18 protein-coding genes are annotated in these 21,166 nt (G+C 71.9%); 10 read left to right on the plus strand and 8 right to left on the minus strand.

Translation table 11 applies throughout. The annotated features are described in order from the left end of the window. Positions 1 to 121: 121 nt before the first annotated feature. From npdG to AB0L40_RS14305, 6 genes are all read right to left on the minus strand, one after another. Entirely contained in the window at positions 122 to 796 is a 675-nt protein-coding gene (npdG, locus tag AB0L40_RS14280; protein ID WP_364355387.1) for an NADPH-dependent F420 reductase, read from the minus strand. Positions 797 to 1,049: 253 nt separating this feature from the next. Further along, a complete protein-coding gene (locus AB0L40_RS14285) occupies positions 1,050 to 2,243 on the minus strand; it encodes a helix-turn-helix transcriptional regulator (protein ID WP_364355390.1) in 1,194 nt (397 codons plus the stop codon). After that, on the minus strand, positions 2,240 to 3,304 hold the full coding sequence (locus AB0L40_RS14290) for a LuxR C-terminal-related transcriptional regulator (protein WP_364355393.1): 1,065 nt from the start codon (positions 3,302 to 3,304) through the stop codon (positions 2,240 to 2,242). Before AB0L40_RS14290 ends, AB0L40_RS14285 begins: the two co-directional genes overlap by 4 nt. A 118-nt stretch (positions 3,305 to 3,422) precedes the next feature. After that, positions 3,423 to 4,265: a hypothetical protein gene (locus AB0L40_RS14295; protein WP_364355396.1), complete on the minus strand. Its 843-nt coding sequence runs from the start codon at positions 4,263 to 4,265 to the stop codon at positions 3,423 to 3,425. 254 nt (positions 4,266 to 4,519) lie between these two features. Further along, positions 4,520 to 5,113: a TetR/AcrR family transcriptional regulator gene (locus AB0L40_RS14300; protein ID WP_364355399.1), complete on the minus strand. Its 594-nt coding sequence runs from the start codon at positions 5,111 to 5,113 to the stop codon at positions 4,520 to 4,522. Positions 5,114 to 5,165: 52 nt separating this feature from the next. Then, entirely contained in the window at positions 5,166 to 6,266 is a 1,101-nt protein-coding gene (locus AB0L40_RS14305) for an acyl-CoA dehydrogenase family protein (protein ID WP_364355402.1), read from the minus strand. A gap of 193 nt (positions 6,267 to 6,459) precedes the next feature. On the opposite strand from AB0L40_RS14305, the gene AB0L40_RS14310 reads away from it, so the two are divergent. Together AB0L40_RS14310 and AB0L40_RS14315 are read left to right on the plus strand one after the other, a co-directional pair. Continuing rightward, positions 6,460 to 7,254, plus strand: a complete 795-nt coding sequence (locus tag AB0L40_RS14310; protein WP_364355405.1) for an enoyl-CoA hydratase-related protein — start codon at positions 6,460 to 6,462, stop codon at positions 7,252 to 7,254. A 136-nt stretch (positions 7,255 to 7,390) separates the two neighbouring features. Continuing rightward, positions 7,391 to 9,355: a CocE/NonD family hydrolase gene (locus AB0L40_RS14315; RefSeq protein WP_364355408.1), complete on the plus strand. Its 1,965-nt coding sequence runs from the start codon at positions 7,391 to 7,393 to the stop codon at positions 9,353 to 9,355. 24 nt (positions 9,356 to 9,379) lie between these two features. Here the strand turns inward: AB0L40_RS14315 and AB0L40_RS14320 are convergent, their stop codons facing one another. Then, on the minus strand, positions 9,380 to 10,558 hold the full coding sequence (locus AB0L40_RS14320) for an acyl-CoA dehydrogenase family protein (protein ID WP_364355415.1): 1,179 nt from the start codon (positions 10,556 to 10,558) through the stop codon (positions 9,380 to 9,382). 126 nt (positions 10,559 to 10,684) lie between these two features. After that, positions 10,685 to 11,248, minus strand: a complete 564-nt coding sequence (locus AB0L40_RS14325) for a hypothetical protein (protein ID WP_364355418.1) — start codon at positions 11,246 to 11,248, stop codon at positions 10,685 to 10,687. 127 nt (positions 11,249 to 11,375) lie between these two features. Here AB0L40_RS14325 and AB0L40_RS14330 point away from each other — a divergent pair, with 127 nt between their 5' ends. From AB0L40_RS14330 to AB0L40_RS14365, 8 genes are all read left to right on the plus strand, one after another. Continuing rightward, entirely contained in the window at positions 11,376 to 12,422 is a 1,047-nt protein-coding gene (locus AB0L40_RS14330) for an LLM class F420-dependent oxidoreductase (protein ID WP_364355421.1), read from the plus strand. A gap of 145 nt (positions 12,423 to 12,567) precedes the next feature. Beyond that, positions 12,568 to 14,535, plus strand: a complete 1,968-nt coding sequence (locus AB0L40_RS14335) for an AMP-binding protein (RefSeq protein WP_364355424.1) — start codon at positions 12,568 to 12,570, stop codon at positions 14,533 to 14,535. A 249-nt stretch (positions 14,536 to 14,784) separates the two neighbouring features. Further along, positions 14,785 to 15,246: a nuclear transport factor 2 family protein gene (locus AB0L40_RS14340; protein WP_364355427.1), complete on the plus strand. Its 462-nt coding sequence runs from the start codon at positions 14,785 to 14,787 to the stop codon at positions 15,244 to 15,246. Between the two features lie 11 nt (positions 15,247 to 15,257). Next, positions 15,258 to 15,755: a hypothetical protein gene (locus tag AB0L40_RS14345; RefSeq protein ID WP_364355430.1), complete on the plus strand. Its 498-nt coding sequence runs from the start codon at positions 15,258 to 15,260 to the stop codon at positions 15,753 to 15,755. 731 nt (positions 15,756 to 16,486) lie between these two features. Next, positions 16,487 to 17,230, plus strand: a complete 744-nt coding sequence (locus tag AB0L40_RS14350) for an ABC transporter permease (RefSeq protein ID WP_364355433.1) — start codon at positions 16,487 to 16,489, stop codon at positions 17,228 to 17,230. A 15-nt stretch (positions 17,231 to 17,245) separates the two neighbouring features. Then, positions 17,246 to 18,115 carry an ABC transporter permease gene (locus AB0L40_RS14355; RefSeq protein ID WP_364355435.1) on the plus strand — a complete coding sequence of 290 codons (870 nt, stop codon included), beginning with the start codon at positions 17,246 to 17,248 and terminating at the stop codon, positions 18,113 to 18,115. Between the two features lie 117 nt (positions 18,116 to 18,232). After that, the gene (locus tag AB0L40_RS14360) at positions 18,233 to 19,612 is read left to right on the plus strand and encodes an MlaD family protein (RefSeq protein WP_364355438.1); all 1,380 of its coding nucleotides are present in this window, start codon (positions 18,233 to 18,235) and stop codon (positions 19,610 to 19,612) included. Continuing rightward, entirely contained in the window at positions 19,609 to 21,102 is a 1,494-nt protein-coding gene (locus AB0L40_RS14365) for an MlaD family protein (protein WP_364355441.1), read from the plus strand. The genes AB0L40_RS14360 and AB0L40_RS14365 overlap by 4 nt, the downstream gene beginning before the upstream one ends. The last annotated feature ends 64 nt before the right edge of the window (positions 21,103 to 21,166 follow it).

Here is a 21,166-nt window from a genome sequence, read left to right on the forward strand (position 1 = left end):
CCCTCGCCCAGGTAGTCGGGGAACTCGATCAGGTCCGGACCGTTCGCCCCGTAGTGCGCGCCGAGGGCGTCGTGCGTGCGACGTCCGAAGCGGACGTCGCATTCGGCCGCCCCGCCGGGTCTCAGACCCCGGTGATCTTGATGCCGGAGTGGGCCTTGAAGCGGATGTTCATGCCGATCAGCAGCGGCGTGAGGCCCTCGACGATGCGGGACATCTCGAGGCGCCCGGCGTCGACCGGGCGCAGGCCCGAGCCGATCTTGTTGATGAGCTCGATGACGGGCTCCTTGTCGGCCTTGCGGTCGCCGCAGACGAGGGTGTCCTGGTCCAGCTGGGCGTCGAGGTCGGTCAGCGACGCGCCGTCGATGGTGTGCAGCGCGGAGACGACGCGCACGCCCTTGGGGACGAGCGACTGCGTCTGCTGGGCGGCGGAGCCCTGCCAGACGCCGATCAGCTGCGTGGGCTTGCCGCCGACGGCGGGGCCGAGCGGGACGGTGACGTCGAGCACGATCTGGTCCTCGCGCAGCGACTCGGCGACGCTCTTGACGGTGCTCGCGGACGAGGCGTACGGCACCGTGATCGCGACGATCTTGCCGGCGGCGGCGGCCGCGGCGCCGTTCTCGTCGCCCGTGACGTCGGCGCCGGGGACGATCGCGAGGGCGCGCTCGGCGGCCTCCTGTGCGCGGCCCGCGTCGCGCGAGCCGATCACGATCGGCACCCCGGCCTTCGCCAGCCGGACCGCCAGGCCGAAGCCCAGGTTCCCGGTCCCGCCCAGGATCGCCACCGTCTCGTTGCTCATCTCGTCCTCCACGTCGGTTCGCTCCGGGGACGCGCGCCGCTGACGGCGCCGGCCCCGCGTGCTCCGGACCCACGGCGCGGAGCGCTCGGGACGATAACCGCGCGATCACCGCCGACCGCGCTCCGTCCCCCCGGCGCCGGAGGCTTCCCCCGCCTGCGGGGGGCCCGCCGCAGGGGTGCTCCCCCCGGACGGGTGGGCGGCGGGCGGACCGGGCCGCATCCGTCCCTGCGCCGCTTCTGGGCCCGCCGCCCGGTCAGGGCGAGGCCGGACGGCCGTCGCCCATGACCCACGCGATCGCCTGGGTCCGGTTGCGGACGCCGAGCTTCGCGAGGACCCGGCGGACGTGGGTCTTCACCGTGGGGTCGGAGATCGCGAGCGCCCGGGCGATCTCGGCGTTCCGGGCCCCGGACGCGATCATCGCGAGGACCTCGTGCTCCCGTGGCGTCAGCGCGGCGAGGCGACGGGCCCGCTCGGGGGTGGACGGCTCCGGCTCGACGGGGTCGTCGTCGGCCAGGCCGGGGCGCGCGAGCCGCAGCTCGGTCTCCGTCATCGCCGCCATCGCCGCGTCGACGTCCGCGAGGACGGCCCGGACCTCGTCGCGCTGGTGCCGCATGCTCTCGGTCAGCGCCGCCCGCTCGAAGAGGTGCGCGAACCCCTCCGCGAACATCCAGAGGAGGTCGCGGTCGATGGCGTCGCAGCGGGCGTCGGAGTCGTGGTCGGCGTGGAGGAAGGCGACCACCGTCCCCGACGCCGCGATCGGCGCCGCGACGTACGAGGACGAGCGTCCCTCGTGGAAGAACCGATGCGCGCCGGCGTCGGACGTGTCGGTCACCAGGCCCGGGCGGTGCTCCGCGACCAGCTGGGACTCGAACGGCACCTCCGTGACGGGGATGGGCCGCTCGTCCCACGCGCGCCACCACGGGGCGTCGCGGACGGCCGCGTTGACCATCCAGGGGGACCACGCGTCGTCGTCGACGCGCGAGAGCAGCACGCGCTCGAAGCCGCAGGAGTCCGCGACCTCGTCGCACACGGCGTCGAGCAGCTCCGCCGCGGTCGTGATGGTCCGCATGCGCGTCAGTCCGCGCTCGCACGAGGTCACGCGTCGGCGGGCGGCCGCGGCCTCGAAGGCGTGCGCCTCGAGCGCCAGCTCGTGGGCCTCCACCGACAGGCGCGCGAGCTTCGTCGCGTCGCCGGATCGCGGCGCGACGTCGTCGCCCGGCGGGACCGGGTCGGTCGTCGCGGACCCCGCCCGGGCGAGCACCCCGAGGGCCGTCGCGATCCGGTCGGCGAGACGCTCGGCGCGGAGGGACACGGCGTCGCCGTCGAGCTCGTCCCGCTCCGGCGTCCCGTGGTCCGGCGCGTCCCCGGCGAGCGCGTCGGCGCGGCGCTCCAGCCGGTCCGCCCGGGCGACGAGCTTGTCGGCACGCGCGGCGCCGGGACCGCTCACGGGCGTCCCGCCGGCGGGACGGACGACCGCAGGTGCCGCGCGACCGCGTCGGCGCGGCTCGTCGCCCCGAGCTTGCGCAGGACGACGTGCGCGTGGGACTTCACGGTGGTCTCGCCGACGACGAGGCGCTCGGCGATCGCGGCGTACGTCGCGCCGGTGACCATCAGGTCGAGGATCTCGCGCTCGCGTCCGGTCAGGGGCGTCCCGGTGACCGTCGGGGCGGGGGAGGACGCCGGGGTCGCGGGTCGCAGCGCGTGCCGGAAGACATCGTGCTCGGCGGCCGACAGCGCGGCCAGGCCGTCCTCGGCCGACCGGAACGCCGCCCGGACGCGGGCGAGCTGCGTGTCGAGCCGCTCCCCGAGGGCGACGCGCTCGAAGACGAACCCGAACCCCTCGGCGAACGTCCAGAGGACGTCGCGGTCGAGCGCCGTCACGACGCGGCCGACCCGGTCGGCCTGCAGGAAGCCGATGACGGCGCCCGTCGGCATGACGGGCGCGGCGACGTAGCCGGGGCTCTGCGACACGGCCATCAGCTCGGGGGTGGTGCGCGGGTCCCCGGCCATGACGAGGTCGGCCGACCGGCGCCGGATCAGGTCCGCCTCGAGCGCCTTCGGGCCGATCGGGATCCACGTCTCCCGCAGGTAGCGCTCCGTCGCGGCCGAGATCCCGGGGTCGAGGTCCGGGGAGAGCCACACGGCCTCCGCCCGCCACGTCTCGCCGCGCCGGCGGGAGACGACGGTCCGGTCGAACCCGCCCGCGGCGGCCAGCTCCTCCGCCGCCATCGGGAGCAGGTCGTCGACGGAGCGGGCGGTCTCCAGGCGCCCGAGCGCGTCGTGCACGCGCCGCAGGGCCGCGAGGCGCGACTCGATCTCGCGCCGGGACTGCGTGCCGCGCGTCCGGGTGCTCGCGGCGAGCTCGGCGGCGGCGGCGGCGAGGTCCTCCGCGGCGCGGTGCTCGGGCGTCCGCAGGACGCGCCGCGCCCGTTCGTCGACCGCGTCGAGTCGCGCCGTCCGCTCCGCGGCCGTGGCGTCGTCGTCGCCCGCCTGGCCTCCGGCCTCCATCCTGGGCGCACTATACGGGCGGGCCCTGGACCGTGGACCGGGCCGGGAACGACGAGACCGCCCCGGAGGGCGGTCTCGTGGACGGTGCCGGGCGCGGTGGCGCCCGGTGCCTACGGGGTCAGTCGGCCGCGACCGCCTCGCGCGCCGGGGCGCCGGTCCCGGTCGCCGCGCGGGCGGGCACGGGGGCGGCGACGCTGTCGGGCAGGAACGACGCGGCGAGGCGCACGATCAGGACCGCGCAGCCCATGCTGATGAGCGTCGTCGCGTAGCGGATGAACTCGGTCGTGTTCTCCGCGTGGAGGCCGACGATCATCGCCATGCCGCCGCCGTAGTTCACGCCGACGAACGTGATCGGGAAGATCAGGAAGATCGCGGCCAGCTGCCACGGCTCCCGGGCGCGCTTGCGCAGCTCGGCCGCGGCGACCGCGAAGACCATCACCTGCGCCATCTCGAGCATGCCGATCACGAGCGGGTACTCGAAGATGCGGAAGACGTGCGGGCCCCAGTAGGTGTAGGCGCCCGAGCTCGTCCCGATGACCTCGAAGGCGATGGACTCCAGCAGCGAGCAGCCCGCGACGATGTAGAGCTTCTTCTTCGTCATCGTGCCCAGGTGGATCGACCGGGCGATGTAGACGGCGGGGAAGCCGTAGAGGAGCGCGTAGCCGCTGTGCGCCCAGTTGGGCTGCGGGACGTCGAACGCCGTGAAGGTCGACTGCAGGACGAAGGTCCCGCCGTGATCGACGCTGTAGAAGTACAGCATCATCATCTCGTCGTAGAGCGGCTCGCCGAAGGCCCCGACCATCGCGGCGGCGATGATGGCCGTGTAGTACCAGGTCTTCTCGCGCTTCCACAGGACGAACGTGAAGACCAGGACGGCGATCGTCAGGATCCAGCTGCCGTACGTGAAGAAGTCCTGGGCCGTCAGGTTCAGTGGCCGGGTCACCGGCTGTTCGAGTCTCATCGCTGCTCCTTGGCGTGTCCGAGCGCACACGAACGGCGCGGGACGATGACACCGTAGGGCGCGGGCAGCTGCGGGTCGTCATCCCATCGGACGAATCTCTCGCCTCAAGGGATGACGTGGCCGCCGCGGGGGCGGGTCCGGGCCCCGATCGCGCGCGGGCACCGGACGTCCTCGCGCGTCCGATCGGTCCACACCGGGCCTCGGCGCGATCCGCGCCCGGCCCCGAGACCTGGCCCGTCCCGGTCGTCCCGGACTCAGGCGGCGGACGACGGCCGCGCGGGCGCCGTGGCGCCCGCCGGCACCGACAGGGCGTCGAGCCCGTCGAGCACGAGCCGCACGAGCCACTCGACGAGGTCCGTGGCGCTGCGCGTCTGCGCCGGCCAGTAGACGACCGAGTGCAGCAGGCCGATCGCGGCCTGCGAGCCGATCGCGACGGCCTCGGGCGACGCGTCCGGGTAGCAGCGGGCGATCGTCTCCTCCCAGTACGCGGCGTGGTCGCGCATGCGCCGCGTGAAGAGGCGGCGCCAGGGGTCGACGAGGAAGCGGTGCTCGTGCGCGAAGACCGAGACCAGCGCCCGGTGGTCGACGACGAAGCTCGCGTGGGCGCGGATCAGGAAGTCCAGCTCGTCCCGCGGGGTGGCGAACTCCCCGTTCGGCCGGACGGTGACGAGGTCCATGGCCTCGTCGAAGACCGTCGCGAGGATCTCGTCCTTGCCCTTGAAGTGCCGGTAGACGGCGGGCCCGCTGACCCCGGCCCGGCGCCCGATCTCGTCGATCCCGACGCCGTGGAAGCCCCGCTCGTGGAACAGCTGCGCCGCCACGTCCAGGATCTTGCGTTGTCGCGTCACAGCCACAGGGTACCCGCGTCGCTCGGGGTCGCAGGCGCCGGCGGGACGGTGCTCAGCCCGCGGTCACGGGCGTGGTGGTCAGGCCCGCGAGCGCGGCGACGCGGTCGTGGTACGACGCCGCGGAGCCGCCGATCCGGGCGTCTGCCCGGATCCGCTTGAACGGCAGCTGCAGGTCGTGCTCCCACGTGTAGCCGATGGCCCCGTGCAGGAACAGCGCCTTGTCGGCGACGTCGTTGAGGTTGTCGGCGGCGTAGGCCTTGGCGATCCAGGCGTGCAGGAGCGCGTCGTCCTCGCCCTCGTCGAGCGCCCACGCGGCGTAGCTCACCGCGGCGCGCGTGGCCTCGATCGGGACGACCATCTGGGCGGCGTAGTGCTTGACGGCCTGGAAGGACCCGACGGCGACGCCGAACTGCTTGCGCTCCTTGACGTACGCGACGGTCGTGTCGAGCAGCCACTGCGCGGCGCCCAGGGCGTCGGCGGCGACGAGCACGGCGACCTCGGCGGTCAGCCGCTCGGCCTGCGCGGCGGACAGCGGTCCGACCTCCTCGACCGCGGCGTCCGCGAGCGTCACGCGGTACAGCGGGCGCGTGTGGTCGGTCAGCACGCGCGGGGTCAGCGTGGCGCCGGCCCCCGGGATGCGCACGACCGTGAAGCCGCCGGCGTCGTCGGCGACGAGCGCCACGAAGGTCGTGGCCGCGGCGGGCGCGCCGGGCAGCGGGACGAAGTCGACGTCGACCGTGGCGCTGCCGCCGGCGACGTCGATCGCGACGGGCCGGTCCAGCGGCCGGCGCGCGTCGGCGAGAAGCGCGACGGCGGCGTCGGGGTCCAGGGCCGTCTCGGCGCCGGCCGCGTCGCCCGCGCCGGCGAGCACGAGCGCGGCGAGCGTCGCGGACCACAGCGGCGCGTCGGGGACGCTGCCGTGGCCGAGCTCCTCGGCCACCAGCGCGCGCTCGACGACGCCGCCGCCCTCGCCGCCGGCGTCCTCCGCGACGCCGATCCCGAGCCAGCCCTGCTCGCCCACGAGCCCGGACAGGTCGTCCCCCTCGCGGTTCAGCGCCCAGCGGCGGATCGCGGCCAGGGGCGCGTGCCGCTCGATCGTCCCGTGGACGGCCTCGCGGAGGAACTCCTGTTCGTCGGTGAGCGTGACGCGCATGGCAGGCACCATAACGATCGTTCACGGCTACCGGGGAACCGGTTCGGGCGCCGTTGGGACGGCATCCAGTGGCCGTTGCCAAGGGGGTCGGGGCCGTTGTGGCTCTCGACGGCGGCGCGCCGTCGATCTAACGATCGTTCACATCGTTTCTGTAGGGTCTGCTCCCGAGCAGTTTCCGACGAGAGGAGAGCCCATGACGGACTTCGAGGACATCACCTACGAGGTGGAGAACGGTCTCGCGACCATCACGATCAACCGGCCCAAGCGGCTGAACTCGTTCCGCGCGCAGACGGTCGACGAGCTCGTCCTGGCGTTCAAGACTGCCTGGGCGTCCAGTGACGTCGGCGTCGTCGCGCTGACGGGCGCCGGCGACAAGGCGTTCTCCACGGGCGGCGACCAGAAGCAGCGCGAGGAGACGGGCGACTACGGCCCCTCCAACAGCGGCCTCTTCGAGATCGACTCGCTGCACCGCGCGATCCGCGACACCCCGAAGCCGGTCATCGCGGCCGTCAACGGCTTCGCGATCGGCGGCGGCCACGTCCTGCACGTGCTCTCCGACCTGACGATCGCCGCCGAGCACGCCCGCTTCGGCCAGGTCGGCCCGCGCGTCGGCTCGTTCGACGCCGGCTTCGGCTCGAGCTACCTCGCCCGCGTCGTCGGCGAGAAGCGCGCCCGCGAGATCTGGTTCCTCTGCCGTCAGTACACGGCCCAGCAGGCGTTGGAGTGGGGCCTCGTCAACGCGGTCGTCCCGGGCGACCAGCTGAAGGCCGAGGTCCGCAAGTGGGCCGACGAGATCGTCTCGCTCTCCCCGACCGCGCTGAAGGTGCTCAAGCAGTCCTTCAACCAGGACACCGAGCAGTTCGCCGCGATCGGCCAGGCCGCGTTCACGACCCTGAAGATGTTCACGGAGTCGGACGAGGCCAAGGAGGGCATCCACGCCTTCAACGAGAAGCGCAAGCCGGACTTCTCGCCCTACCGCGGCAACTGAGGGCGCGGCCCCGACCCGAGCTTCTCGGGTCGGGGTGTACGTCGGACCTCGGCTCCGCGCGGGCCGCCCGCGCGGAGCGGTCTGGGCGTGCGGATGGATCACCTGGGGGGCGGCCGCGGGCTGTACGGTGTCCGCTATGCGTGGTGTGCGTGCCTTGCGAGCAATCCGCTGCTCCCTGGGGGTGGCGACGATGGCGGTCCTCGCCTGGGGCGCGGGACCGGCGGCGGCGGACGCCGCGTCAGCGACCTACGGCGTGGCGACGCAGGACAGCGTCCCGATCCGGATGTCCGACGGTGCGACGCTGCTCGCCGACGTCCGGCGACCGACCGGGGGCGCGCCCGGGGAGCGGTTCCCCGTGGTCGTGACGGTCACGCCGTACAACAAGGCGGTGTCGGAGCTTCTGACGGATCCGGAGCAGGCGCTCGTCAAGGCCGGCTACATCCACGTCATGGTCGACAGCCGCGGGTCGAGCTCGTCGGACGGCGAGTACAACACGCTCGACGCCCGCGAGGTGGCCGACGGCCCGGAGGTGGTCCGCTGGGCGTCGAAGCTCGAGGGCAGCACGGGGACGGTCGGGATGTACGGGGCGTCCTACCTCGGCATCTACCAGCTGCTCGTCGCCGCGGAGGTGGGTCCGGACTCGCCGCTGAAGGCGATCGTGCCCATCGTGGCGTCGAACAACCTCTACCGGGAGACCGTCGGGGTCGGCGGCGTCCCGGCGCTGGTCGGGCTCGCCGGCTTCTTCGCCGGCGCCCGCGCCGCGGGCAACCTGCTGCCGCCGTCGGATCTGGGGTCCGATCCCGCCCGCGCCCTGAAGGCGTACACGTCGAAGTTCACCGATCCGCTGCGCGTCAGCGGACCGTTCTTTCAGGAGCTGCTGCTCGACGGGGACCGGCGCTTCAACAGCGACTACTGGGAGTCCCGCTCGCCGGGCAACGGCCTGGACCGGATCGTGAAGAACGACGTCGCGACGCTCCTGGTCGGCGGCTGGGCGGACTACTTCCAGCGCGGAGAGCCCCTGAACTACGCCGGGCTCCAGAACGCCGCCGCGGGCCTCCCCGTCGACCAGCCGATGTCGCTGACGCAGCGCCTGTCCCCGAAGTTCCAGCTGATCCAGGGCCCGTACTACCACCTCGCCGGGGGCTTCATCGACAGCGACTCGACCAACATCGTCAACGCGCTGCGCTGGTTCGACGCCTACCTCAAGGGCCGCGACACGGGCGCGCAGGCGGAGAAGACGCCGCTGCACCTGTTCGAGCTGGGATCAAACCGCTGGGTCGACACCGGTCGCTGGCCGATCCGCGGAGCGAAGGTCCGCACCCTGTTCCTTGAGGGCGGGCGCAGCCACACGGTCGACTCGATCAACGACGGACGGCTGCGCGACGACCGCCCCACCGCGCCCACGGGCGAGGACGGCCTGCCGTACGACCCCGTGCCGCCCGTCTGCTCGCGGGCGACGTCGCAGTACATCGGCGGTGCCGAGGCGCTCGTAGCCGGCAAGCTCGGCCTCTTCGAGGGCAGCGCCCTGAACACCTGCCTGAAGGACGAGCGGGCGCTCGCACCCAGACAGCTCACCTACACGAGCGAGCCCATGACCGAGGACACCTCGATCGCCGGGCCGATCAACGCGACGCTCTACGAACGGGCCACCCGGCCCGAGACGCTGACCGTCCTGACGCTCCAGGACGTCGCGCCCGACGGCACCGCGACGCCGGTGACGATCGGCGCGCAGGAGGGGTCGTTCCGCGCGAACGACGACTCCCGGGACTGGGTCGTCGACGGCAAGCTCGTCCGCCCGTTCCACCCGTTCACGCGGGCGTCGCGCAGCCCGATGCCCGTCGGGCGCGTGGCCCGGGTCGACGTGGAGGTCAACCCCGTCCTCGCCCGTCTGAAGGCCGGACACCGGCTGCGGCTCACCATCGACACGAACGCGGCCCCGGCGCTCACGCCGCCGCCGTCGGACCTCCTGAAGCTGCTCGGCGGCACGACCTACGTCCAGCGCAGCTCCGGCACCGCGTCCCACGTCAACGTCCCGCTGATCAAGAGCGACCTCCTGCGCACCAGCGCCCGCGACTGGGGCGGCTGCCAGGGCAGTTGCTGAGGCCCGTCCCGGCCCCCGCGATCCTCAGCCCCGCGGGAGCCCCAGCACGCGCTCGGCGACGATGTTGCGCTGGATGAAGGTCGTGCCACCCGCGATCGAGGTGCCGCGGCCCTGGTACGACAGGCGCAGCCACGCGGCAGCCTCGGCGTCCTCGTCGACGAACGGGTCGAGCTGGCCGGCCAGGCCGTGCAGGTCGACGGCGAAGTCGGCCATGTCCTCGACGAGCGGTCCGGTGAAGAGCTTCGCGATCGACGCCTCGGCCCCGGCGGTCCCGTCGGCGAGCTTCGTGATCAGGCGCTTGGCGTTGATCTGCTGGATCGCGGTGCGGCCGTAGAGCGCCGCCGCCTTCCGGCGGACGCCGGCGTCCTCGACCAGGGGGTTCCCGTCGGTGTCCTCGCCGTCGCGGATCTCGTCGACGAGCTGCCGGACCAGGCGCGCGACGTTCACGCGGCCGGTCGCCAGGGTCAGGCGCTCGTAGCCGAGGGTCGCCATCGCGACCTTCCAGCCGCCGTCGACCTCGCCCATCCGCAGGGTGTCGGGCACGATCGCGTCGTCGAGGAAGACCTCGTTGAACTCCGGCTCGCCGAGCATGTGCTCGAGCGGGCGGACCACGACGCCCGGCTGGTCCATCGGGACGAGGAAGTACGTGATGCCCTTGTGGCGCGGGCCGCCGCCGGTGCGAGCGAGGCAGATCGCGTAGTCGGCGATCTGGGCGCGGCTGGTCCAGACCTTCTGCCCGTTCAGCACCCAGTCGTCGCCGCGGCGCTCGGCCTTCGTCTCCAGCGCGGCCAGGTCGGACCCGGCGCCCGGCTCGGAGAACAACTGGCACCAGATCTGCTCGCCGGTCAGGATCGCGTGCAGCATCTTCGAGCGCTGCTCGGGCGTGCCGAGGTCGACGATCGTGGGGCCGGCGAAGTCCTCGCCGACGGTGTTCAGGCGGTCCGGCGCGCCGGCGCGGTCGGCCTCCTCGCGGAAGATCGCCTGCTGCTGGAGGCTCGCCCCACGGCCGCCGGCCTCCTCGGGCCACGCCATCCCCGCGTAGCCCGCGTCGTAGAGCTTGCGCTGCCAGCGCCGGAAGTTCGGCAGGCGCTCCTCGAACGACGCGTTGGGGGCATCGGTCGGCTGGTCCGCGACCGCGGTCGTCAGCCAGGCACGGACCTCCTCGCGGAAGGCGGCATCGGCGGGATCGTCACGGAAGTCCACGGCGGCACGCTACCACGCGCATGAACGATCGTTCACATGATCGGCGGGGTGCCGTTGTACGTTCCCACCGCGGCGCGCCCGGACCGACCTCGCGCGTGTGGCTCCGCTCAGGGCGTGTGGCTCCGCTCAGGACGTCCAGCGCCAGCCGGACAGCAGTCGGGCGAGCGCCGCGTCGGCGCGGGCGTCGCCCACGGCGGAGGTGAACGAGATCGTGTACAGCGTCCCGCCGTGCTTGGCGATGATCCGCCGGGTCTCCAGCGCCTTGCCGTCCTGCTTGCCGCGGATCGTGCTCTGCAACGCCTCGACGCGTCCCAGTTGCAGGGGCTTGGCGTCGTCGACCGATTGGCCCTTGGCCGGGGGGTCGGTCTTCCGGATCGTGGCCTCGATCTCCTGCAACGTCGAGGACCCGATCGCCCCGCCGCGCTTGCGGGCGACGACGAGGCTGGGCTTGAAGCCCGGGGCGGTCCGGTCGCCGAGGGCGAGGTCGTACGGGAGGTCCTGCGATGAGCTGCCCGCGATCTGGTCGCTCACGTCGGTCCAGCCCGCGGGCATCACCGACCGGAACTGGAAGCCGCGGACCACCTGGGTCGTGGCGGCCACGGTCTTCGTGGGCTTGTCGCCGTCGGAGCCGCAACCGGTCGCGCCGGCGAGGGCGAGGAGGACGAGGACGGGAAGGGGCCGGGCGCGCATCGGCCGCAGCGTAGTGGCGCGGCGGGCCGCATGGCGGAGGGTCCGCGGCCCGGCTGGCCGTCCGGAGGATGGAGATGCTCCCATCGGGGGGAGCCCGGGATCCCGGCGCGCGGATAGCGTCCTCAGCATGCGCCTCGGCCTCCACATCGCCTATTGGGGTCTCGGCCTCGACGCCGACGACCAGATGCGTCTGGTGAAGGAGGCCGAGGATCTCGACTTCCAGTCCGTCTGGGTCGGCGAGGCCTACGGCTCCGACGCCCCGACGATCCTCTCGTGGATCGCGGCGCGGACGTCGAAGATCGAGGTCTGTTCGGGCGTCTTCCAGATGCCCGCCCGCTCGGCGGCGATGACCGCGATGACGGGCGCGACGCTCGACCAGCTGACCGAGGGCCGTTTCCGCCTCGGCCTCGGCACCTCCGGCCCGCAGGTCGCGGAGGGCTGGCACGGCGCCCGCTTCGACCGGCCGCTCACCCGCACGCGCGAGTACATCGACGTGCTGCGCATGGCGTGGCGTCGCGAGAAGGTCCAGTACGACGGCAAGACGATCCAGCTGCCGCTGCCCGACGGCCCGGGCAAGCCGCTGAAGCTCACGATCCACACGTACGAGGATCGCCAGATCCCGATCTACCTCGCCGCGCTGGGCCCGCAGAACACGACCCTCTGCGGCGAGGTCGCCGACGGCTGGCTCCCGGTGCTGTTCTCGCCCGAGAACGTCGGCGCCACGAAGGGCCTGCTCGAGAAGGGCGCGGAGAAGGCCGGCCGCCCCGTCGAGGACATCGCGATCGCCCCCATCTGCTACTCCGCCGTCATGGACGACATCGACAAGGCTCGCGACGCCGTGCGCCCGATGCTCGCCCTCTACGTCGGCGGCATGGGCTCGCGCGAGAAGAACTTCTATAACACGCTCGTCCAGAAGTACGGCTTCGAGGCGGCCGCCAAGGAGGTCCAGGACCTCTACCTCGACGGCAAGAAGGAGGAGGCCATGGCCGCCCTCCCCGCCGAGCTGATCGACACCGTCTGCCTCGTCGCGACTCCGGACACCGTCGGCGAGCGCCTGCAGGCCTACGCCGACGCCGGCGTCGAGCAGGTCCTGGTCAACCCGATCGGCGAGACCGTCGAGGACCGCATCGAGCAGCTCCGGGCGCTGGCGAAGGCGGGCGTCGCGACCGCCTGAGCGGCGGCAGCGCGCAGCACGGCCGCGCCCGGCGCCCGCCGGGCCACCCGCCCGTGCCCCGGGGGCTCGCTCGTACCCCGGTCGGCGGACCCCCGTCCTCCCCCGGGGCGTTGTTCGGCCGGGACATGGGGAGCAGATTGACTCCATGGGAGAGTTCGCCTGGGTCCCGACGCCGCAGCGGATCGCCGAGGCCAACGTCACGCGTCTGATGCAGCGGGCCGGGTCCGGTTCGATCGACGAGCTCCGCCGCCAGTCCGTCGCCGACGTGGACTGGTTCTGGGGCCTCGTGGTCGACGACCTCGGAATCCCCTTCGAAGAGCCCTACTCCGCGGTCCACGACAGCTCGGCGGGCGTCCCGTGGACCACCTGGTTCCCCGGTGGCCGGATGAACGTCACCGCGGCCTGCGTCGACCGCTGGCTGGCGGACCCGGAGCGCGCCGACGCCCCGGCCCTGCTCTACGAGGCCGAGGACGGCGCGCGGCGGAGCCTCACCTTCCGCGAGCTCGCGGCGGAGATCGACGCCCTCGCGGCGGGCCTGCGGGCCGGCGGCGTGGAGCCCGGCGACGCGGTCGCCGTCCACCTGCCGGCGATCGTCGAGGCCATCGTCGCGGCCTACGCCGTCGCCAAGGTCGGCGCGCTCTTCGTCCCGCTGCGCGTCGGTGCGTCGCCGGCGTTCCTCGCCCACCGGATCGAGGACGCGCAGGCCGCGCTCGTGATCACCGCCGACTGGCGCTGGCGCCACGGCGAGCAGCGGCCGGTCAAAGCGGACCTCGACGAGGCGCTCGTCCTCTGCCACTCGGTGGACCGGGTCGTGGTCGTCGAGCGGCCGGGCACCACGGGGCCGACACACCGCCGCGCCCGGGACGTCACCTGGGACGCCTTCGTCGCCGCCGGCGCGGACCGCGCCGGCGAGCCGCCGGCGTGGATGGGCGAGGAGGACCGCCTCATGCTCGCGTACACGTCGGGCACGACCGGGCCGCCCAAGGGCGCCGTCCACACCCACGCCGGATTCCTCGTCAAGGCGGCGTCCGAGATCGCGTACGCCTTCGACGTCCGCCCCGGCGACGTCGTCCTCTGGGCCGCCGACCCGGGGTCGCTGATGGGGCCGCTGAGCACCGTCGGGACCCACGCGGTCGGCGGGACGCTGCTGCTCTACGAGGGCAGCGCGACGGAGCCGACGCCCGACCGGCTGTGGAGCCTCGTCGACGAGCACCGGGTCGCCGTCGTCGGCGTGTCGCCGGCGATGACCCGCGTGCTGCGCGCCTACGGCGACGACGCGCACGCCGCCCACGACCTCTCGTCCGTCCGGGCGTGGGGCTCCACCGGGGAGCCGTGGGACGAGGACTCCTACCGCTGGCTGAGCGGGACGGTGGGCCTCCAGCGCGCCCCCGTCATCAACGTCTCGGGCGGGGCCGAGGTCGGCGGCTCGTTCCTCTCCCCCTACGTCGTCGAGCGGATCCGCCCCTGCTCGCTGGGCGGCCCGGCGCTCGGGATGGAGGTCGACGTCTTCGACGGCGTCGGCCGGCCGATCCGCGGCCAGCTCGGCGAACTCGTCTGCCGACAGCCGTGGCCGTCGATGCCGCGCGGGCTCTGGGGCGACCCGGAGGGCTACCGCACCACCTACTGGGCGATGTACCACGAGGTCTGGCGCCAGGGCGACTGGGCGAAGGCCGACCTCGACGGCGAGTGGTACCTGCTGGGCCGCTCCGACGAGGCGATCGGCGTCGACGGCAAGCGTGTGGGTCCAGCTGAGGTCGAGGGTGTGGTGCTCACGCACGAGGCCGTCGCCGAGGTCGCCGTGATCGGGGTCCCCGACGCCGCCCGCGGCGAGGCCATCTGGTGCTGGTGGAGCCCGGCGGACCCGCTGGCCGCCGACGCCTCGCCCGCGCTGGCGGCCCTGGTGGAGCGCGAGCTCGGGCACCCGTACGCCCCTGCGCGGGTGATCCGCGTCGACGAGCTGCCCCGCACGCGGACCGGCAAGGTCATGCGCCGCGCGATTCGCTCGGTCGCCGGCGGCGGCAGCCCGGGAGACCTCTCCACCGCCGCCAACCCCGGGGCGTTCGACCAGATCGCCGCCGTCAGCCGGGCCTCGCAGCGGGCCGCGGTGGCCTGACCGGGGCGACGTCCCGGCGGGACGGGACGGGGCCCGCCGGTCCGCGGATCGCGTGCTCGGCGCGGTGCCGGAGGAGCCGTCCCCACCTGCGCTTTCCCGCGGTCCCCCACCCGCCCCCCCTGATGGGCAGTACGGATCATCCCGGGGAGTGACGGCGGGAGGGGGTGCTCCGCCGTACGGTCGCTGTGTGCGGTTCGTCGCGCTCGGGCGCCGGCGGACCTCCTCCCGACCCATCGAAGGAGAGACCCCATGGATTACGCGTTTGCGATCAAGTGGCTGAAGGCGTTCCGCCACAGCTCCGAGGCGATCTGCGAGCTGTACGCGGACGACTTCGTGTTCGAGGACCCGATCCTCGACCAGTACCAGATCCGCGACAAGGGCGACCTGGGTCGCATCTTCGTCCTGTACGCGAACAAGGACCGCGAGAACGGCCTGGGCGTGCACAACTTCCGGGTCCGCGGCTACGAGGGCGACCGCACCTCCGGCCTCATCCGTTGGGAGTGGACGCCGGAGGACTGCCAGAACTTCATCGGCATCGACGTGACGAACAAGCCGTTCTTCACCCAGGGCCACACGTTCCACCAGTACGACGCGGACGGCAAGATCACGCGCGAGTCCTCCTGGTGGGACGCCGGGATCATCCTCAACGCCGTCGGGGTCCCGGGCGTCGAGAAGACCCGGTTCAAGGCCACGTCCGCCGTCAACGCCTGAGAGGCACCGAGATGACGAACATCGACATCGACTTCGCGAAGAACTGGGCGGCCACCCGCACCAGCGACCTCGCCGCCCACCGCGAGCTCTACGCCGGCGAGGAGGACTTCGCCATCGAGACCCGCATGGTCGACGACCACCTCGGCGACACGGTCACGACGACGGAGGAGTTCAACGAGGAGCTCGCCCAGTACGTCAACAAGGACACCGAGAACGGTCTCGGCGTGCAGTCCCTGACGGTGACCGAGGCCTTCCCGGGCAACGGCCACATCCTGATCCACTGGGACTACGCCGTCGAGGGCGCAGCGACCTTCCGCGGCATCGCCGTCGAGGGCAAGACGCTGACGTCGAAGGGCTCGACCTTCCTGCAGTTCAACGACGCCGGCAAGATCGTCCTCGAGTCGACGATCCTCAACGAGAACCCGATCTTCCAGCAGCTCGGCCTCCCGATCATCACTCCGCACTACTGGGAGGAGGGCTTCGACCCGGCCTCCCTCACCGCGGCCTGATCCGCCCGCCTCCCCGCCGGGGAGGCACCGCAGCACCCGACGGCCGGGGACGAGAGTCCTCGGCCGTCCTGCGTTCCGGCCCACGCCGACCGTGTCGGGCCCGTTCACCGGCCCGGCAGCCCCCTCGTAGGCCCTGGGCCCGCCGCGGGCCTGCGCCCGCCGCTCATCCGTCCATCGGGCCCGATCCCCGCCCCGCCCCGGGCCGCGCGCACGACCGCTCGACCGGGCCGCCGCAGAACGCCCGTCTCCCCCAGTCGGCCAGGTCCGAGGAGGAGGAGGGGGGAGGCCGTCTCTCCCTCCTCCTCGATCCCTCCCCGGGGCGGTCTCCTCGGGGCCCGGATCCGGCCGTCGGGGCCGAATCTGCTTTGCACACTGGGGATTCCTTCCCGGAGTCCTGCTCACATCCGGCTCCGGAACGCAAGCGGCGTGGACGCCCGACGTAGGGCGTCTACGACCAAGGGAGGAGGGATCCCCTCCCCCCGCAGGATGGCTTCAGGCCCTGCTTATCCGTACGGTCGCTTTCTAGTGGGGAACGCGTCACACGACACGTTTCACGAACTGAGGAAATTGACCATGACGATCTTGAGCGGACAGGCCTAGTGGCTACCGTCACCGGCGACAGTCCGGGAACCATCCGGGAGCGCGGAGCGCTCCCAGGCGGCCTTCGTGAGGCTCCGAAGCCGCCGAAGGGTTTGACCGGCCCGTTGGGCTGGGTTGAGCAGCTCACCGGCATGACGCTGCTGACGTTGCAGGTCATGAAGTCGGCGATCTCGCCGCCGTACAACTGGGGTGGGGAGTTCATCGAGCAGTGCTGGCTGGTCACGAAGCGCGCGTTCATTCCGCTGCTCTTCTGCACGCTGGTGTTCTCGTACGGCGCGCCGGGTGTCACGGGCGGCTCGATCCTGTCGACGCTGGCGACGACCGATCGTCTCGGCGCGTTCGCGGTGATGGCGTCGGTCCGTGAGCTGGCGACGTGGATCAACGGCATGGTCGTCGCCGGTGTGGCCGGCACCGCGATCTGTGCGGACCTCGGTGCGCGCAAGGTTCGTGACGAGCTCGACGCGCTCGCGGTGCTGGGCACCGACCTGGTGAAGGTCCTGCTCGTCCCGCGCTTCATTGCCCTTGGCGTGATGACGGTGATCTTCAACTACTGGAACACGGCGATTTCGCTGGTCGGTCAGTTGATCGCGGATATGGCGGTCTGGAACGAGACGGCGGCGGGGTACGTGTCGACGTTCTCGTCGAATTTCACGATCGCTGAGGTCGTGTTCAACACGCTGAAGGTCTTGACGTTCGGGTTCATCATCGCCGTCGTCTGCTGTTACAAGGGCATGAACGCCAAGGGTGGCGCGGCGGGGGTCGGCAAGGCCGTCAACCAGGCCGTCGTCGTCTCGTTCTGCGCGGTCTATGTCTACAACTACCTCCTGAATTCGCTCCTGCTGGGTGCGTTTCCGGAGACCGCGACCCTTCGTTAGGGCTGGGAGAGAGCTATGGAAGCTGGAGCAAATCCCTCTCCGTACGAGCCCGCGGGTGGACGCAAGTCCGCGCCGACCGGTTTGGAGCGGTTCGCCAACGGGTTCGTCGACCCGGTCAGGAACATCCTGGTCGAGGCCGGCCAGTTGGGCTCGTTCGCGGGCCGGTCGTTCTTGGAGCTGCGTGGCACGCTGCGCTACTCCGCCGAGGTCATGCGGCAGGTCGCCCTGCTCATCACCGGCAGTGCGCTGGTGTTGTGGGCGATGCAGTTCACGTTCGGTCTGACGTGCGGCAACGAGTCGGTGTACGTGCTGCGCGGCTACGGCGCCTCGTCGTACGCGGGTGTGTTCTCGGCGCTCTGCCCGATTCGTGAGGCGACGCCGTTCATGTTCGCGTACATGGTCGGCGCGAAGATCGGTTGCGGCTACGTCGCCGAGATCGGGTCGATGCGGATCAACGAGGAGATCGACGCGATGGAGTCGCTGGGGATCAACCCGATGCGCTATCTCGTCGGGACCCGTCTGTTGGCGAACATCCTGGTGTCGCTGCCGATCTTCATCGTCGGTCTCGTGTTGTTCTACCTGGGTGAGGTCTTCGTGATCTTGTTCCAGATCGGCGAGATCTCCCGAGGAGCATGGGAGTCGGTCCACTGGGCGTTCACGGATGCCCCGTCGATCTTCTTCTCGTACTTCAAGACGCTCGTGATGTGGGTCGCGATCGTGATCGCGGCCATGTACTACGGCTTCAACGCCAAGGGCGGACCAGTCGGAGTCGGTGAGGCCACCGCCCGATCGATGGTCGTCGCCCTGGTGCTGACGATGGTCCTGAACGAAGGATTCACGTTCTTCTTCTGGGGCGCCGACGCCAAGCTGCCCGTCGGAGGCTGAACCCAAGTGCCTGATCAGGACAACACGCGTACGCCCCTGCGCAAGCTGGGTCCGAGCCGCAAGGCTCGGGCCCCCCGGCGGCGGGGCGCGAATCCCGCCGTTCGCGGCGGCCGGTGGGTGATCGGCCATCCGTGGTCGATCATCGCTGCCGCCGCCGCGGTGTGGTTCGTCATCTGGGTGGTCGGCTCACGGTCGGAGCCCCATCACGTGAAGGTCGCGTTCCCGACCGCCTTCAACCTGACGCCCGGTCTGGACGTCGCGGTCGACGGCCTGGACGCCGGCAAGATCTCGAAGGTCGATTTCAAGGACGGTCGCTCGATCGTCGAGCTCGGCATCGACGACAAGTACTGGCCGCTGCCGCAGGGCACGACCGCGACGTCCCGCTACGGCACCACCATCGGTTCCGGTACCCGTCGCGTCGACCTGAAGCTCGGGCCGGCCAACGCGAAGAAGATCTCCGAGGACGGCATCATCGCCGCCAAGGACACGCGCCCGGCGGTCGACGTCGACGCCGTGATCAACACGGCCAACGCCGCGACCCGGCAGGACGCGAAGAGCCTCTCGCAGCGGGTCGCCGACGCCACCGACGGCACCGAGGACGAGGCGAACGACAGCATCGCGGCCGCCGGCCCCGGCCTCAAGCAGGTCGACGGCTTCCTGAAGGACCTCGGCAGCGACAGCGTCGCCGTGTCGGGCTTCATCACCAATGCCGACCGGCTGACCCAGGTGCTCGCGTCGCGCGCCCCGCAGGTCAGCGACCTCGTCACCGTGTCGTCGCGGACCTTCCAGGCGCTCGCGGACCGCTCGCGGGAGCTGCAGACGACGCTGGACGGCGTGCAGCCGGCGATGGTCGAGGCGAAGACCACGCTCGCGAAGGTCGACCGGAGCGTGGACGGGCTGACGCAGCTCGTGAGCGACATCAAGCCGGGCGCGAAGCGCCTCAAGCCGCTCGCGAAGGCCGCGACCCCAGCGCTGAAGAACCTCTCGAGCATCGTGCCCACCGCGCTGTCGACCGTCCGGACGACGACGAAGGTCGCCCCGGAGCTCAACACGCTGCTGACGAACGGGAAGCCGTTCCTCGCGAAGACCGGACGCGTCGTCAAGGAGCTCGAGCCGATGGCGCACTGCGTGGCGCCGTACGCGCCGGAGCTCGGCGGGGCGTTCGTGAACCTCGGCAGCTGGATCGCCACGTACCAGCTCAAGAACCCGGCGGACGCCGCGGTGGAGACCGATCTCCTCAACCAGCCGTTCCCGTACCGCGGTCGCATGGAAAACGGCAAGATCCGCCTGCACGGCCTCCGGGCCCGCGTCCAGGCCTCGGCCGCGTCGCTGCACGCCGATCCGCTGACCCCGGCGATCTTCACCGCGATCTCGGGCAAGAAGTACGCCTACCCGCGCCCTGCGGGATACGGCGCCCATGATCCGCAGTGGATGCCGGAGTGCGACATCACGCCCGACGTTCTCAATCCCGCCAAGGACCGGGAGGTTCAGCCGTGAATCCCCGCAAGCTCGCCAGTGGGCTGCTGGCCATCGTGGTGGTGGTCGTCGTCTACCTGCTCCTCACCTCCGGCAGCGACGACGGTTACGTCGTCAAGGCGGAGCTCCCGAACGCCGGCGGTGTCCGTCCGAACTCGTCGGTGAAGGTCGCCGGTGTCCCCGGCGGCACGGTCAAGAAGCTCGAGGTCACAAAGCGCGACACCGTGATCGTGTCGATGCAGCTGAAGGACGGCGTGACGATCGGACGCAACGCGTCGGTCGAAGTGCGTCCCACCGACCTCCTGGGCGAGCGCTACGTCGCGCTCGACGTGGGCGACCTCAACCGCCCGGAGCCCTCCGGGACGATGATCCCGAAGACGCGATCGAAGCTTCCGGTCGAGCTCGACAACGTGCTCAACACGTTCGACGGCGACACCCAGACGCGCATCAAGATCCTCGTCAACGAGTTCGGCGCGGCGCTCGGCGACCGCGGCAAGGACCTCGCCAAGCTGCTCGCCGCGATGCCGTCGTCGCTGGACGATGCGCGCCAGCTCGTGACCGAGATCGCGAACGAGGGAGACGCCCTGAAGCGGCTGCTCACGCGCGGCGACCAGCTGACCGCCACGATCGATCCGAAGAAGGACCAGCTCGCGAGCCTCGTCGACCAGGCCGACACGACCCTGAAGGCCCTGGCGGACCGGCGCGACAAGATCGCCAGCACGCTGGATGCGGCGCCGGGTGGTCTGCAGGCGCTCAACCGCACGCTCGACCAGCTGCGCCAGGCATCGACGGACCTGCGTCCTGCCTCGGTCGACATCAAGAACGCCGCCCAGCCGCTCGAGCAGACCCTGGACGCCCTGCCCGGCTTCGAGTCGTCGGCGCGGGCGAGCCTGAAGGCGGCAAAGTCCGCCGCGCCGTCGCTGACGAAGCTCGGCAACAAGGCCACCGGTCCGCTGCAGGCGCTCACGCCGACGCTGGCCAACGTCCAGCAGTTCTCCGCCGATCTCAAGCCCTCGCTCGACGTCCTCGATGCTCGTGCCTTCGAGGATGCGATGTGGTTCGCGCAGAACCTCGGCGGTCGCGGGCTGGCGGGTCGGGACATGCTCGGCAACACGCTCGGCGCCCGCGCCTACGTGAACGTCGACACCGTGCGGGGCGTCCTCGACGGTCTGTTCGGCGGCGGCGCGCCCCTGGGTGGGGTGGGTGGACCCGTCGATGACGATGGCAATCCGTTGCCGAAGGCGTCGTCGAAGGGCACGACCGCCAAGCAGCGGAAGCCGTCGGACCCCGGCGCCACCGTGCAGGCGCCCCCGTCGGCACCGGCGACGACGCAGAGCACGCCGGCCCAGCCGACGACACCGTCCAAGCAGCCGGAGCAGAAGGGCCTGCTGGGCGGCCTCACGGACGGCCTGAAGAACCTGCTCGGTGGCGGAACCGCCGGCACCAACGACAAGCCGAGTTCGTCGTCGGGCGGCGTCTCGGGTCTCCTCGACAGTCTGCTGAAGCCATGAGTCCTCGTACGGTGAGATCCCCGGGTCGTCGGGCGGCCGGCCGCCGCCGCGGGCGCGGGTACAC

The sequence above is a fragment of the Patulibacter sp. NPDC049589 genome, from assembly GCF_040675535.1.
In the GTDB taxonomy this organism is placed as follows: domain Bacteria; phylum Actinomycetota; class Thermoleophilia; order Solirubrobacterales; family Solirubrobacteraceae; genus Patulibacter.

Coding starts and splice junctions, on each gene's coding strand:
- AB0L40_RS14310 (WP_364355405.1), top strand. CDS start 6,460: ATGACGGACTTCGAGGACATCACCTACGAGGTGGAGAACGGTCTCGCG.
- AB0L40_RS14290 (WP_364355393.1), bottom strand. CDS start 3,304: ATGGAGGCCGGAGGCCAGGCGGGCGACGACGACGCCACGGCCGCGGAG.
- AB0L40_RS14305 (WP_364355402.1), bottom strand. CDS start 6,266: ATGCGCGTCACGCTCACCGACGAACAGGAGTTCCTCCGCGAGGCCGTC.
- AB0L40_RS14350 (WP_364355433.1), top strand. CDS start 16,487: ATGACGCTGCTGACGTTGCAGGTCATGAAGTCGGCGATCTCGCCGCCG.
- AB0L40_RS14315 (WP_364355408.1), top strand. CDS start 7,391: ATGCGTGGTGTGCGTGCCTTGCGAGCAATCCGCTGCTCCCTGGGGGTG.
- AB0L40_RS14340 (WP_364355427.1), top strand. CDS start 14,785: ATGGATTACGCGTTTGCGATCAAGTGGCTGAAGGCGTTCCGCCACAGC.
- npdG (WP_364355387.1), bottom strand. CDS start 796: ATGAGCAACGAGACGGTGGCGATCCTGGGCGGGACCGGGAACCTGGGC.
- AB0L40_RS14345 (WP_364355430.1), top strand. CDS start 15,258: ATGACGAACATCGACATCGACTTCGCGAAGAACTGGGCGGCCACCCGC.
- AB0L40_RS14325 (WP_364355418.1), bottom strand. CDS start 11,248: ATGCGCGCCCGGCCCCTTCCCGTCCTCGTCCTCCTCGCCCTCGCCGGC.
- AB0L40_RS14335 (WP_364355424.1), top strand. CDS start 12,568: ATGGGAGAGTTCGCCTGGGTCCCGACGCCGCAGCGGATCGCCGAGGCC.
- AB0L40_RS14295 (WP_364355396.1), bottom strand. CDS start 4,265: ATGAGACTCGAACAGCCGGTGACCCGGCCACTGAACCTGACGGCCCAG.
- AB0L40_RS14330 (WP_364355421.1), top strand. CDS start 11,376: ATGCGCCTCGGCCTCCACATCGCCTATTGGGGTCTCGGCCTCGACGCC.
- AB0L40_RS14355 (WP_364355435.1), top strand. CDS start 17,246: ATGGAAGCTGGAGCAAATCCCTCTCCGTACGAGCCCGCGGGTGGACGC.